The following is a 12,979-nucleotide window of genomic DNA, read 5'->3' as shown; positions in this document are numbered from 1 at the left end:
ATGGACATGACCACGACACGGCCGAAGACGAAACGCAAGCATCAGCGCCTCGTGCTGATACTGCTGGCGATCGCCGCCATGCTGGGTGGCGTCTTGCTCGCCATGTCGGCACTCAAGGGACAGGCGGCCTATTTCTACACGCCCGCCGAGGCGATTGCCGCGAAGGTCGAGCCGGGCAGGGCGGTACGCCTGGGTGGCATGGTCGAGGGCGGCAGCCTCAAGCGGGCGGCCGATGGCGTCACGATCAGTTTTCGCCTGACAGACGGGAAAGCCAGCGTACCCGCCACCTTCAGCGGCATCACGCCCGATCTTTTCAAGGAGAATGGCGGCGCGATCGCGGAGGGCGCATTCGACGCCAGCGGTACCTTCCGCGCGACCAACATCCTCGCCAAGCATGACGAGCGCTACATGCCGCGCGAGATGGAGGGAATCAAATATGATCCCAACACGCACAAGGTGAGCGCGGCCAAGCCATGATCGCCGAAGCCGGCCTCGCCGCCCTGTGGCTCGCCGCGACGCTTGCCGGCCTGCAACTGCTGCTCGCCTGGAGTGCGGTGGCGAAGGGCAATGAGGATGCTCGTCGGCTGATCCGGCCCATCGCGGTGGCGCAGGGCGTCCTGACCTGCCTTGCTCTGGCGCTGCTGATCACCCTGTTCCTGCGGTCCGACATGTCGGTCCTGCTGGTGGCGGAAAACAGCCATTCGATGAAGCCCTTCATCTACAAATTCGCGGGAGCCTGGGGCAATCACGAAGGCTCGATGCTGCTCTGGGTCGCGGTGATGAGCGCGGCGGGGGCCGCCGTGGCTTTGTTCGAGCGCGGCCTGGATCAACGTACGCATGTCGCGACATTGGGCGCGCAGGCGGCGATCAGCCTGGGCTTCTATGCCTTTCTGCTCTTCGCCTCCAATCCCTTCGCGCGGCTCAATCCGGCGCCGGCGGACGGGCAGGGGCTCAACCCGCTGTTGCAGGACCCAGGCCTCGCTTTCCATCCGCCCACGCTGTACCTCGGCTATGTCGGCCTGTCGGTCGCCTTCTCCTTCGCGGTCGGCGCGCTGCTGACCCGGCAGGTCGATGCGCGATTTGCGAGAGCGGTGCGGCCCTGGGTGCTCGGCGCCTGGATCCTGCTGACGCTCGGCATCACCGCCGGCTCCTACTGGGCTTATTATGAGCTCGGCTGGGGCGGCTGGTGGTTCTGGGATCCGGTCGAGAATGCCTCGCTCATGCCCTGGCTCGCGGCGACGGCGCTGCTGCACAGCGCGACGGTGCTGGCGACGCGCGATGCGTTGCGGGCCTGGACGGTCATGCTCTCGGTCGTCGCCTTCGCCATGTCGATGGTCGGCACCTTCCTCGTCCGCTCCGGCATCCTCACCAGCGTCCACGCCTTCGCCGTCGATCCAACGCGCGGCACCTTCATCCTCGCCTTGCTCGGCCTCTATATCGGCGGCGCGCTCGCTCTGTTCGCGCTGCGCGTCCATACCGTCAACGAAGGCTCGCGCTTCGATCCGGTCAGCCGCGAGGCGATGCTGGTGCTCAACAATCTGCTGCTGTGCGTGATCCTCGGCCTTGTCCTGATCGGGACGCTCTATCCGCTGCTCACGGAGATGATGGGCGTGCGCGTGTCGGTCGGGCCACCTTATTTCAACACGATCATCGGGCCGATCACGATCGCGCTGATGGCCGTGCTGGTTGTCGGGCCGCTGCTGCGCTGGCGCCATGACGATCCCCGAAAGCTGCTCCGGCGTGTTACGCCGTCGATCGCGCTCGCCGTGCTGGCGCTTGCCGCGGCGCTGATCCTATCGGCCGGGCGGATCGGCTGGCTGCCGGCTCTGGGCTTCGCCGCCGCGGGCGCTGTCGCCATTGCCAGCGTCCTGCCGCTCTGGAAGCGCAATCTGCTGCGGACGCCCATGTTCACCTACGGCATGGTGCTCGCGCATCTCGGTTGCGCGGTGAGTCTGGCGGGCATGGCGGCCGAGAGCAGCTTCTCGAGCGAGAAGCTGGCGGCGGCGCGGCCGGGCGACACATTCGAGATTGCCGGGCAGACCGTGCGCTTCGACAGCGTCATTCCGATCGCCGGACCGAACTGGACGGCGATGCAGGCGAGCCTGACCGTCAGCCGCGATGGCGAGGTGATCGGCACCGCCAGGCCGCAGGCGCGCTTCTTCTCCGATCCGCCGACGCCGACCACCGAGTCGGTCCAGATGACGCACTGGAACGGCCAGCTCTATCTGGTGCTCGGCGATCAGCTCGAGGATGGCCGCTGGCAACTGCGCATCTGGTGGAAGCCGTTCGTCACCTTGATCTGGGCCGGCGGCGCGCTGATCGCGATCGGCGGCGCACTGGCGCTGATCGGCCGGGTGCGGCGTGAGCGGCGGCACAAGGTGCAGGCGCGCAAGCCGGCGCGGGAGCGGTTCGCATGAAGCGCTCGCTCATCCTGTGGGTGCCGCTCGCGGCCTATCTCGTGTTCCTGGTGGTCGCCTCGCTCGGCCTCACCCAGAAGAACCAGACCGTCATCCAGTCGCGGATGATCGGCAAGCCCGTGCCCGGCATCGATCTCCCGGCTGCCTCGGCGATGGCGCCGGCACTCTCGACCAAGCAGATGGCGGACGGCAAGCCGCGCCTGCTGAACGTCTTCGCGAGCTGGTGCGTCCCTTGTGCGGCCGAAGCGCCCCAGCTCGCGCAGCTTGCCCAGCGCGGCGTGCGGATCGACGGAGTGGCCATTCGCGATGCGCGACCCGATGTCGACGCCTTCCTGCAACGCAACGGCAATCCCTTTCATCGCATCGGTCTCGACGCGCGCTCGACCCTGCAATTCTATCTCGGTTCCTCCGGCGTGCCGGAGACATTCGTGATCGATGGCAAGGGCATCATCCGTTACCAGCACATCGGCTATATCGGCCCGCAGGACATCGACACGATCCTGACGAAGCTGCGCGAGGCGGGGGCATGAGGCCGCTGTTCATCTTCCTGAGTGCGCTGATGCTCGCCGGCCCGGCCCTTGCGCAGACGGCGTTGCCGCCCGCGCCTTATGCCGACCGCCAGCTCGAAGATCCCGCGCAGGAAGCCAAGGCGATGGCCCTCATGCAGACGATCCGCTGCCTCACCTGCCAGAGCCAGTCGATCGCCGACAGCAATGCCAGCATGGCCTCAGACCTGCGCTCGGAGATCCGCGAGCGCATCGCCAGGGGCGAGGAGCCCGAGCATATCCGGGCCTGGCTGATCGAGCGCTATGGCGACTGGATCAGCTACAAGCCGACCGCCGATCCGATCCTCTGGCCGCTCTGGGCGGCACCATTGGTGCTGCTCGGTGCCGGCGGCGTGCTGGCCTGGAGCCGGATCCGGCACAAGAAAGTCAGGGCATGACCGGGCTCGCCATCGCCATCCTTCTCGCGCTGCTGACCGGCGGCGGCATCTGGGCAGCCACACGTTTGCCGCTGCGCAAGCTCGCGCCGATCGCAACGGCGCTGCTCCTCGGGCTCGCCGGCTATGCCTGGCAGGGCAGCCCGGGCCTTGCCGGCAAGCCGGTGGCGCCGGGCGTCGAGCGCGTCCGCTTCGACGAAGCGCTGGCGAAGAAGCGCAGCGAGATAGGCGAGCGGATCAGCGGCGCAACGCGCTGGCTGGTGATTTCGGACGGCTATGCCCGGCGCGGCGACACGCAGAATGCGGTCAACATCTTCCAGTCCGGCCTGCGCGAGTTCCCCAACGATGCCAATCTCTGGGTCGGTCTCGGCAATGCGCTGGTGATGCATGGCGAGGGGACCCTGACGCCGGCAGCCGACTATGCCTTCAAGCAGGCAATCAGGCTGCAGCCGGACGGTATTTCCCCGAATTATTTCTATGGCCTCGCCCTCGCCGAGTCCGGCCAGTTCGAGCGCGCCCGCGACATCTGGCTGCGACTGGCCGCGCGCCTGCCCGAAAAGTTTGAACTGCGCGAAGAATTGATCCGAAACGTTGCGCTCCTCCAGGCGTTGATCAAGCGGCGCGACGCCGAGTCCCAGACTGGAAACCGCGCCCCGTGATTGTGCGTTGCACCATCACAAGTGAAGTGCTAGGCGCACGCCGCATTGCGGCGCAAGCCGCAGCAGGGGACGCGCATCCGATGACATCGGTTCAGGCGGGCAAGTGACCACGCCCGATCAAGGCACTGCCGCCACGCCGGTTCCGGCGGAGGCGCCAGCAAGTCACGGTCACGCTCACGACAGCGCGATCAAGCTGGCCGTCGGCGCCATCGGCGTCGTCTTCGGCGACATCGGCACCAGCCCGCTCTACGCCTTCCGCGAGACCTTCGCCGGCCATCATCATCTCGATCTCGACGACGCTCACATCATGGGCGCGATCAGCCTGATGTTCTGGTCGATGATGCTGGTGGTGACGCTCAAATATGTCACGATCATCATGCGCGCCGACAACAAGGGCGAGGGCGGGTCGCTGGCTCTGCTGGCGCTGATCAGCCGCTCGGTTCCGTCCAAGCGCTGGTCGGCGGGGATCGTGCTGATGGGCGTGTTCGCGACTGCGCTCTTCTATGGCGACAGCATGATCACACCGGCGGTGTCGGTGCTCTCCGCGGTGGAAGGTCTTGCCGTCGTCAACCCCGGCTTCGGCGGGCTTGTGGTGCCGCTGGCCCTGGCGATCCTTATCTTCCTCTTCTCGATCCAGCGCGCGGGCACGAGCCGGGTGGCGGCGATGTTCGGCCCGATCATGCTGCTCTATTTCCTCTCGATCGCCACGCTCGGCGTGATGAGCATCGTGCAGCTGCCGGCCATCCTGTGGGCGCTCAATCCCGGTTATGCGCTGGAATTCTTCCTGCTCACGCCGATGCAGGCCTTCCTTGCGCTGGGCGCCGTCGTGCTGGCCGTCACCGGTGCCGAGGCGCTCTATGCCGACATGGGCCATTTCGGCCGCAAACCGATCCGCATCTCCTGGCTGTGGTTCGTCCTGCCGGCGCTGATGCTGAATTATATGGGCCAGGGATCGCTGCTGATGCGCGAAGGCCATGCGGCGCTGGAAAGCCCGTTCTACAATCTGGCGCCCGACGCCTTCCGCCTGCCGCTGGTCGGCATCGCGACGCTGGCCGCGATCATCGCCTCGCAGGCGGTGATCACCGGCGCTTTCTCGGTGACGCAGCAGGCCATCCAGCTCGGCTTCATCCCGCGCCTGCGCATCGCGCATACCAGCGCCGCCACGGCCGGCCAGATCTATATCCCGCTGATCAACTGGGGCCTCATGATCATGGTCATCCTGCTGGTGATGACCTTCCGGACCTCGTCCAACCTGACCGCGGCCTATGGCATCGCGGTGACCGGCGCGATGTTCATCGACAATGTCCTGCTCACCGTCGTGATGTTCAAGCTGTGGAAATGGAAGCGCTGGACCGCGATCCCGCTTCTCGCGATGTTCTACGTCGTCGACGGCGCCTATCTCGCCGCCAATCTGACCAAGATCCCGGACGGCGGCTGGTTCCCGCTGCTGATCGGCCTGATCGTGTTCACCCTGCTCACCACCTGGGCGAAGGGGCGCAAGCTGATGATGGATCGGCTGCGCGAATCCGCCATGCCGATCCCGGTGTTCGTCGCATCAGCCTCGAACAGCGCGGTGCGTGTCCCCGGCACGGCGGTGTTCATGACGTCGACGCCGGACGGTGTGCCCCACGCGCTGCTGCACAACCTCAAGCACAACAAGGTGCTGCACGAGCGGGTTGTGTTGCTGACGGTCAAGATTGCCGACGTGCCGGTGGTCGTTTCGACGGCACGTTTCGGGATAGAGGATCTTGGCCGCGGTTTCTTCCGTGTGATTTTGAACTACGGCTTCATGGAGGAAGCCGACGTGCCCGACGCCTTGAGCCAGGTCACTGGCTGCGGCCAGACGTTCCGGATGATGGAGACCAGCTTCTTCCTCGCCCGGCAAACGCTCCTGCCCTCGGCCCGGCCGGGCATGCACATCTGGCGCGAGAAGCTTTTCGCCTGGATGCTGCGCAACGCGGAAAGTGCGATGGAGTTCTTCCGCCTGCCGACCAATCGCGTGATCGAACTGGGCAGTCAGGTCGAGATCTAGGCAGTCGTGACATTCCAGGGTTTCACGGGCAGCGAGTATTTGGTGTAGAAGGCGAGCTTACAAACGCGCCGCATCATGCCCTGAATTAAATGATTATTGCATCACTACAGCCTGGATCGCGCAAGCGGCACGGGATTCCCGCGTTCGCGGAAATGACGGGAAGGAGCGTCGAGCGTCGCCCCTCAATGCGACCTTAACCGCTCGATCGCCTGAGCCAGCGCCACATAGAGCTTGCCGATGTCCGATGAGACCATCGTCAGTGCCAGCGCGCTGCCATCCTTGCTCGCCATGACCGCGCGCAGCAGGCTCTCGAAGTCGTGGACATAGCGGTTCACATGTTCGCGAAAGTCGGGATCTTCATTGTAGAGCGCATGGACATTCTTCGCGTCAGATCCGCTCACCAGCCGTGTTGCGCGTCGTGCGAACAGGCCCTGGTCGCCCTTGAGATAGGCGGTCCACTCCGGCTCCGACACCTCCTTGTCGAGCCATTTGTTGACGTCGATCGCGCGCTCGTTGAGCGAGGCGATCAGCTTGGCCGATCGGTGCGCCATGAGGTCGCGGTCCTGGGAAGCGATCCGCTCGGCATTGCCGGCGAGGATACGCTCCAGCTCCTTGCTGGCATCGGTCAGGCTGAGCATCTGGCGGGTGAGCTTGTCGGTCGCGCGATGGGCTGCCTTGACGGCATCGTCGGCCACCAGCGAGAGCCGCTCGAGCTGATCGGAGACCGCGCCTGAGACGGCCTGCTCGACGGCCCGGCTGCTCGCCGCGCCGAGCTGGGCGGCGGCATCGGGAATGGCGGCCGTCATGGCGGCGCGAGCCTTGGCCGCAGCGGCATCGGCCGTCTCGCGCACACGCACCAGCGCTTCGACCATTTGCGGGCCGACGCTCTCGCCGAGCCGGGCCATGCCGGCGCTGGCTTCGTCCACGGCAGCGGCCAGCGCATCGATCTGCTGCTTCTGCGCGGCGAGAGCCCCCTGCGAGCGCTGCATCGCCTCCGTCAGCGCGGCGACATGGGCCCGCGCGAGGTGGTCGGATTCCTGAAGCTGGCTGACGACGCCTTTCGCCACTGCTTCCACCGCCTCCACCACGGGATTGGCAGAGACAATGCGCTCGTGCATCGCATCGATCTGCACCTCAACCCGGCCGATTGCGGCCGGCATGCTCTCATCGAGCTCGCGCACGCCGGAATCGAGCGCGACCAGCAGGGCCTCCGCCCGATTGATGAGCTGATCGGAGCCGGCATGACCGCTTTCGATCGCCTCGACCAGCTTGCGCGTGTCGCCGGAGAGCTGCATCATCGTTGCGGACAGCGTCTCGGTCCGGGCGATGGCGGATTGCTCAAGCGCATTGAACTCGCCGGCCAGCGCCGTGACGCCCCGTGCGGTGCCTTCCAGCCAGGCATTGCTCTTTTCGGCATGTCCCTCGATCCGGGCATCGAGCGCGCCCAGGATCGCCTCGATCTTGCGGCAATGCTCGGCGAAACGATCGAGCGAATGGCCCGATGCTGTCTCGATGCCTTTGCGGCTCTTCTCGACCAGAGCGACGAGCGCCGCATTCTGCGCTTCCATGCGCTGCTCGGTGGCGTCGAGGATTTGCTTCACGCGGTCGAGCGTCAGGTCCAGCCGCGCGGACGAGAGTTCCGAGAGACTCGCCAGCTCGTCGCCGGCATCGCGTGCGCCGTCCCGCAGGCCGCCAAGCTGCTCGGCGAGAGCGCTCCCGGCATCCACCAGCTGCAGCCGGGCCTCCTCGGCAATGAGCGCGGTCGATTGCAACTGCTGGTCGAGCTGGTCGTGCCGCTGGCCGAGGTCGCCGCCGACGCGTGCGAGTGTCTCGCCGAGGGTGGCGAGGCGATCTTCCAGGCGCGGCAGCGCGTCGGTCATGGTCGCGATCCGTTCACCGAGTGCGGTCAGCGTCGCGATGGATATCGTCGTGCTCTGTTCGAGCTGGCCGGTCTGCGTGCTCATCGTCTGGAGCGCGCCAAGGATCGCGCTGGCGGACTGGTCCGCGACCGTGGTGAAGTCGCGCGTATGGGTCATCACTTGCGCATGGGCCTCGCTGAGGCGCGCCGCTGCTTGCGCCGCCTGGTCGGCGAGATGAAGCGTATCGGCCGCACGGATCGCGCCAGGATCGGTCTCGCGCCGTCGCAGCAGCGCATAAGCGACGCCCCCGATCAGCACCAGCGGGCCGGAGAGGACGGCGATCAGATTGATGAAGGTCGCCGAACGCTCTGCCAGATCGGGCCGCAGTCCGCTGGCGATCACGATGCCCACCCAACCGAGAGCCAGCGCGCCGAGCAGCAGCATCGCAATGATGCGCACGCCGCGGGGCAGCCCGTTTTCCGTCTCCGGTGCGTCGTCATAATCATAAGTGATGGGGTGAGTCTCCGTTTGCGCCGTCTGCGGTTCCACCGGTTGGGTGGTGGTTGCCTGGGCGGGGGCCACCGTGGCTTTGGCGCGCTTCTCCTTGCGGTCGCCGAAGCGGTCCGGAAATGCCGGCTGATCCCATCCCGAGTCAGAATCGCGCAGTCGCGATAGCCAATCCTGGCTCATGCCTTCGCCGTCCTTTGCTTGCCCTGAGTCCGGACCTTCTGTTCCGTTCTGGGACGGATTTGTCTCTTTTCGGGGTCCGGACATCTCTCGTTCTTAACATTTTCCTATCGGCGGGGAACCGCAATTTTACGCGCTGTTTACATTTGGCGGACTATCAAAATGCATGGCTTATGATCCCGGCACACTCGAAGCGGCGCTTTCGGCGGCCGTTGGTTCAGATCTCGCTCTGATCACCGAGTTGCGTCAGGCGTTTCTGGAGAGTGCCGAGCGCCAGCTCAACCTTCTCGCTCGTGCCCGCTGTGATGCGAACTGGACCATGGCCGCGCTCCGGCTGAAGGGCCTCTGCGCCAGCTTCGGCGTCAACAATGTCATGAATCTCGCCGACGAAGCGCTGGAAAGCGCGCCGGGCGATCCGGTCATCGTGCGCAAGATCAGCCGCGCGCTGGCTGTTATCGGGGCGGACGAGCACAGCTGATCCGGCGTAGGCCGCCGATTCCTCAAAAGCCGCTTGCGGGACACAGCCCATAAGCAGCGATGACCCCGTGACCTGGCGTCAAAAAGCGGCAGCCTGTCCTACGACCATCCTTCCATGCCAGAACTTCACGCCATGCTCGCAACCTCTGTGGGGTGCGGCCGTCTTCGACTTCGTCAAAATTCCCCAAAAACCGCCACTTTCGTTCGTGCCGGAGCGAAACTTCTCGCGTTTTCCATGGCGCCCATGTGTGAGGTTGACGAAGTTCCGGCCGAACCGGGCGGAAAACCGCGCCTTCCCGGATGGCAGTGCGACGCCGACATGTGGCAATTGCGCCTCTCTCCATGCGCTTTCGTCGGCGAAAAGCGGCCTCTAGATCGCGGAAATGGAACGCGCGCGGCTTGACCGGAGCGTCAGGCCTGAGTCGGCCAAGGTTGAACCTTCACGAATTCGTCGCTAAGTGCGCTGCAGCAAGACCATAACGGATATTTCCACACTCATGCTTTTCACGTTCCTCCTCGTCGTTCAGGCCGTCATCGCGTTCGCGCTGGTCACGGTCATCCTCATGCAGCGCTCGGAGGGCGGCGGTCTTGGCATGGGCGGCAGCCCGAGCGGTCTGATGTCCGCGCGCGGCGCTGCCGATTTCCTGACGCGCGCGACGACGATCCTCGCCACCCTGTTCGTGGGCATGAGCGTCATTCTGGCCGTCATCGCGGCGACTCAGCATCGCGCCGCCTCGGTCGATACCTCACTGGTCGGCAAGACGGCGCCGGCGGCGCAGGGCGGGCCCGCTCCGAGTGCGGAAGGGGATGCGCTTTCCGGCGCGGCGGCTTCGGCGGCGAGCAATCGCTCGGCGGCTCCGGCCGGCGGCAATCAGTCCGTCCCGCTCGCGCAATAACCAGCGCCAGAATATTTTTTCGCAGGCTTGCGGATTCGTTCGCTTGCCCTTTCGTATCGGTTCAGCTTAAGCCTTTTCTCCCATGGCGCGGTTCATTTTCATCACCGGCGGCGTGGTCTCATCGCTTGGCAAGGGTCTCATGGCCGCGTCCCTCGGGGCGCTCCTGCAGGCGCGTGGCTTCAAGGTGCGGACCCGCAAGTTCGATCCCTATCTCAATGTCGATCCGGGCACGATGTCGCCCTATCAGCATGGCGAAGTCTATGTGACCGACGACGGGGCCGAGACCGACCTCGACCTCGGCCATTATGAGCGTTTCACCGGCGTCGCGAGCCGTCAGGCGGACAATGTCACGCAGGGCCGCATCTATCAGACGATCATTCAGAAGGAGCGGCGCGGCGACTATCTCGGCGCGACCGTCCAGGTGATCCCGCACGTCACCGACGAGATCAAGGCGTTCGCGCTGGCCGAGACCGATGATGTCGACTTCGTGCTCTGCGAGATTGGCGGCACGGTCGGCGACATCGAGAGCCTGCCGTTCATGGAGGCGATCCGCCAGCTCCATAATGAGCTGGGCCCGCGCCAGTCGATCTTCGTCCATGTCACGCTGGTGCCGTATATCGCTGCGGCTGGCGAGCTGAAGACCAAGCCGACCCAGCACAGCGTGCGCGAGTTGACTTCGCTCGGCATCCAGCCCGACATCCTGCTCTGCCGCTGCGAGCATCCGCTGCCGGACAGCGAGCGAGCCAAGATCGCCCTGTTCTGCAACGTCCAGAAAAGCGCGGTCATCCCAGCGCTCGACGCCAAGAGCATCTATGCGGTGCCTGAGCAATATCATGCCGAGGGCCTCGATTCGGCGGTGTTGAGCGCGTTCGGGATCGAGGGATCGCGCGAGCCGGACATGGCGCGCTGGATCGATATCATGGATCGCCAGCAGAACCCGGAAGGCGAGGTGACGATCGGCGTGGTCGGCAAATATGTCGGCCTGCCGGACGCCTACAAGTCGCTGCATGAGGCGCTGGTCCATGGCGGCCTGTCGAACCGCGTGAAGGTCAACGTGCAGTGGCTCGATGCCGAGCTCTTCGAGGCGGAAGACAGCGACATCGCCGCCAAGCTGGAGCCGATGCACGGCATCCTCGTGCCGGGCGGGTTCGGCGTGCGCGGCTCAGAGGGCAAGATCGCTTCGGTGCGCTTCGCCCGCGAGCGCAACGTGCCCTTCTTCGGCATCTGCCTCGGCATGCAGATGGCCTGCATCGAAGGCGCTCGCAACACCGCGGGCATCGGGAAGGCCTCGACCACCGAGTTCGGACCCACCGAGGAGCCGGTGGTCGGCCTCATCACCGAGTGGATGAGCAAGGAAGGGCTGCAGCAGCGTCACGCCGATGGCGATCTGGGCGGTACGATGCGCCTGGGCGCCTATCCGGCCAAGCTCACCGGCAACAGCGTTGTCGCGGGCATCTATGGCAGCAATGATATCAGCGAGCGGCATCGCCATCGCTACGAGGTCAATGCCAGCTATCGCGAGCCGCTCGAGAAAGGCGGCCTGATCTTCTCGGGCATGTCGCCGGACGGCGCGCTGCCCGAGATCGTCGAGCGGCCGGACCATCCCTGGTTCATCGGCGTACAGTTCCATCCGGAACTCAAGTCCAAGCCGTTCGATCCGCACCCGCTGTTCGCGAGCTTCATCGCGGCGGCGGTCAAGCAGAGCCGGCTGTTCTAAGGGACGAGCGCACGATAGAATCTCCTTTTGGGGGGCGTGCATGACATCGGACGCGCTGAACTGGCAGATCGAGCAGGCTTGCTTCAATGCCTGGCCGTCGCCCCGGCAGGTTATTCTCGATGGCTGGGCGCTGCGCTCGTCGGGCGGCCCGACGCGGCGGACGAATTCCGCCAATCCTTTGCACGCGGGCGCACAGTCGAGCGAGCGATTCATCGACCGCGTCGAGGCATTCTACCGCCGGCAAGGCCGGCGCGCGATGTTCCGCATCCCGGACATGGCGGGCGGGATCGACGCGGCGCTGGATGTGCGCGGCTATGCGACGGATGCGCGAACGCGGACCTTGTTCGGACCGCTCGACGGCTTTGCAAATGGCCCAGACAACCTGGCGATCACGCCCGACCCGGGTGAAACGTGGCTCGCCGCGCGCGATCGTGTGAGCGGCGTGGATGCGGAAGCGGTGGCTGCCTATCGGGCCATCATCGGCGTGATCGCCTTGCCCTGCGGCTTCGCATCGCTCTCGGTCGATGGCCAGATCGCGTCCCTCGCGTTCGGCGTGCTGCAGGATGATCTGCTTGTCGTGGAATCGGTCATGACCGATGCGACCATGCGCGGACGTGGCCTTGCGCGGCAATGCCTGTCCGGCCTGTTTGGCTGGGCGAGAGGGCAGGGCGCGCGCTCGGCGGCGTTGCAGGTGATGGCGGACAATGCCCCCGCCGTCGCTCTGTATCAAAGCCTCGGAATCGCGCGCGATCTGTACGGCTATCATTATCGCATCGCCCCAGCGGCGCAGAGCGGTTGCGATCCGTCTGCGTGACCGGCAAGATGGGCGTGGACGGATGGCGGATCCGTACCATTTCCCTCGACCAGGAGTTGGTTATGGCTAAGAAATACACGGCGAAATGTGCGTGTGGCGCCGTCAAGTTCGCGTTCGATACCGATCCGACCTTCATTGCCGACTGTTACTGCAAGGATTGCCAGAAGGCGTCCGGCGGCGTGATGGCGACTTTCTTCGGCGTGCCCGAGGACGACTTCACCCTGATCAGCGGGGCGCCGACATCGTTTCGCTATGTCGCCGAGTCCGGCAAGACGCTGGAGCGCAACTTTTGCCCGGCCTGCGGTGCCAGACTGTTCACCAGTAATCTGGAAACCTTTCCGGGCACGATCTTCGTGATGCTCGGCAGTCTGGACGAACCGGACCTGATCCGGCCGATGCTGGAGATGTTCACCAAGCGCCGTCACGGCTGGATTAAGCCGCAGGATCTGCCGCAATTCGCAAGCATGCCAGAATAGGCACG

The 12,979-nt window shown here is 65.4% G+C and carries 12 protein-coding genes; 11 read left to right on the top strand and 1 reads right to left on the bottom strand.

All coding sequences use genetic code 11. The features are described from left to right. Nucleotides 1–6 precede the first annotated feature (6 nt). The 6 genes from ccmE to KK488_RS02275 all read left to right on the top strand — a co-directional run bounded on the left by ccmE (nucleotide 7) and on the right by KK488_RS02275 (nucleotide 6,048). A complete protein-coding gene (gene ccmE / locus KK488_RS02300) occupies nucleotides 7–477 on the top strand; it encodes a cytochrome c maturation protein CcmE (protein WP_214621495.1) in 471 nt (156 codons plus the stop codon). After that, nucleotides 474–2,417, top strand: coding sequence for a heme lyase CcmF/NrfE family subunit (locus tag KK488_RS02295; protein WP_214621494.1), 1,944 nt, complete (start codon nucleotides 474–476; stop codon nucleotides 2,415–2,417). The genes ccmE and KK488_RS02295 overlap by 4 nt, the downstream gene beginning before the upstream one ends. Beyond that, nucleotides 2,414–2,947: a DsbE family thiol:disulfide interchange protein gene (locus tag KK488_RS02290; RefSeq protein ID WP_214621493.1), complete on the top strand. Its 534-nt coding sequence runs from the start codon at nucleotides 2,414–2,416 to the stop codon at nucleotides 2,945–2,947. Before KK488_RS02295 ends, KK488_RS02290 begins: the two co-directional genes overlap by 4 nt. Continuing rightward, on the top strand, nucleotides 2,944–3,360 hold the full coding sequence (locus KK488_RS02285) for a cytochrome c-type biogenesis protein (RefSeq protein WP_214621492.1): 417 nt from the start codon (nucleotides 2,944–2,946) through the stop codon (nucleotides 3,358–3,360). The genes KK488_RS02290 and KK488_RS02285 overlap by 4 nt, the downstream gene beginning before the upstream one ends. Then, nucleotides 3,357–4,016, top strand: a complete 660-nt coding sequence (locus KK488_RS02280) for a tetratricopeptide repeat protein (protein ID WP_214621491.1) — start codon at nucleotides 3,357–3,359, stop codon at nucleotides 4,014–4,016. Before KK488_RS02285 ends, KK488_RS02280 begins: the two co-directional genes overlap by 4 nt. Nucleotides 4,017–4,119: 103 nt before the next feature. Beyond that, nucleotides 4,120–6,048: a potassium transporter Kup gene (locus tag KK488_RS02275; RefSeq protein WP_214621490.1), complete on the top strand. Its 1,929-nt coding sequence runs from the start codon at nucleotides 4,120–4,122 to the stop codon at nucleotides 6,046–6,048. 182 nt (nucleotides 6,049–6,230) lie between these two features. Here KK488_RS02275 and KK488_RS02270 read toward each other — a convergent pair whose 3' ends face one another. Continuing rightward, nucleotides 6,231–8,597: a coiled-coil domain-containing protein gene (locus KK488_RS02270; protein WP_214621489.1), complete on the bottom strand. Its 2,367-nt coding sequence runs from the start codon at nucleotides 8,595–8,597 to the stop codon at nucleotides 6,231–6,233. A 163-nt stretch (nucleotides 8,598–8,760) separates the two neighbouring features. Between KK488_RS02270 and KK488_RS02265 the strand changes: the two genes are divergently transcribed. The 5 genes from KK488_RS02265 to KK488_RS21215 all read left to right on the top strand — a co-directional run bounded on the left by KK488_RS02265 (nucleotide 8,761) and on the right by KK488_RS21215 (nucleotide 12,974). Continuing rightward, entirely contained in the window at nucleotides 8,761–9,072 is a 312-nt protein-coding gene (locus tag KK488_RS02265) for an Hpt domain-containing protein (RefSeq protein ID WP_214621488.1), read from the top strand. 496 nt (nucleotides 9,073–9,568) lie between these two features. Further along, complete coding sequence (gene secG, locus KK488_RS02260) at nucleotides 9,569–9,967, top strand: preprotein translocase subunit SecG (RefSeq protein ID WP_214621487.1); 399 nt, start codon at nucleotides 9,569–9,571, stop codon at nucleotides 9,965–9,967. 82 nt (nucleotides 9,968–10,049) lie between these two features. Further along, the gene (gene pyrG, locus KK488_RS02255; RefSeq protein WP_214621486.1) at nucleotides 10,050–11,684 is read left to right on the top strand and encodes a CTP synthase; all 1,635 of its coding nucleotides are present in this window, start codon (nucleotides 10,050–10,052) and stop codon (nucleotides 11,682–11,684) included. Between the two features lie 40 nt (nucleotides 11,685–11,724). After that, nucleotides 11,725–12,498 (top strand): GNAT family N-acetyltransferase, encoded by a 774-nt coding sequence (locus tag KK488_RS02250; RefSeq protein ID WP_214621485.1) that lies wholly within the window; start codon nucleotides 11,725–11,727, stop codon nucleotides 12,496–12,498. Then, on the top strand, nucleotides 12,495–12,974 hold the full coding sequence (locus KK488_RS21215; RefSeq protein ID WP_214621484.1) for a GFA family protein: 480 nt from the start codon (nucleotides 12,495–12,497) through the stop codon (nucleotides 12,972–12,974). The genes KK488_RS02250 and KK488_RS21215 overlap by 4 nt, the downstream gene beginning before the upstream one ends. Nucleotides 12,975–12,979 lie beyond the last annotated feature (5 nt).

The organism is Sphingobium nicotianae, from assembly GCF_018603885.1.
GTDB lineage: Bacteria > Pseudomonadota > Alphaproteobacteria > Sphingomonadales > Sphingomonadaceae > Sphingobium > Sphingobium nicotianae.
The sequence above is the reverse complement of the archived record's forward strand: the minus strand, read 5'-3'. Positions and strand labels throughout refer to the sequence as shown.

Excerpts from the sequence above, each read along its gene's own strand:
- ccmE (WP_214621495.1), top strand. The coding sequence starts at position 7 with ATGACCACGACACGGCCGAAGACGAAACGCAAGCATCAGCGCCTCGTG.
- KK488_RS02295 (WP_214621494.1), top strand. The coding sequence starts at position 474 with ATGATCGCCGAAGCCGGCCTCGCCGCCCTGTGGCTCGCCGCGACGCTT.
- KK488_RS02290 (WP_214621493.1), top strand. The coding sequence starts at position 2,414 with ATGAAGCGCTCGCTCATCCTGTGGGTGCCGCTCGCGGCCTATCTCGTG.
- KK488_RS02285 (WP_214621492.1), top strand. The coding sequence starts at position 2,944 with ATGAGGCCGCTGTTCATCTTCCTGAGTGCGCTGATGCTCGCCGGCCCG.
- KK488_RS02280 (WP_214621491.1), top strand. The coding sequence starts at position 3,357 with ATGACCGGGCTCGCCATCGCCATCCTTCTCGCGCTGCTGACCGGCGGC.
- KK488_RS02270 (WP_214621489.1), bottom strand. The coding sequence starts at position 8,597 with ATGAGCCAGGATTGGCTATCGCGACTGCGCGATTCTGACTCGGGATGG.
- KK488_RS02265 (WP_214621488.1), top strand. The coding sequence starts at position 8,761 with ATGGCTTATGATCCCGGCACACTCGAAGCGGCGCTTTCGGCGGCCGTT.
- secG (WP_214621487.1), top strand. The coding sequence starts at position 9,569 with ATGCTTTTCACGTTCCTCCTCGTCGTTCAGGCCGTCATCGCGTTCGCG.
- pyrG (WP_214621486.1), top strand. The coding sequence starts at position 10,050 with ATGGCGCGGTTCATTTTCATCACCGGCGGCGTGGTCTCATCGCTTGGC.
- KK488_RS02250 (WP_214621485.1), top strand. The coding sequence starts at position 11,725 with ATGACATCGGACGCGCTGAACTGGCAGATCGAGCAGGCTTGCTTCAAT.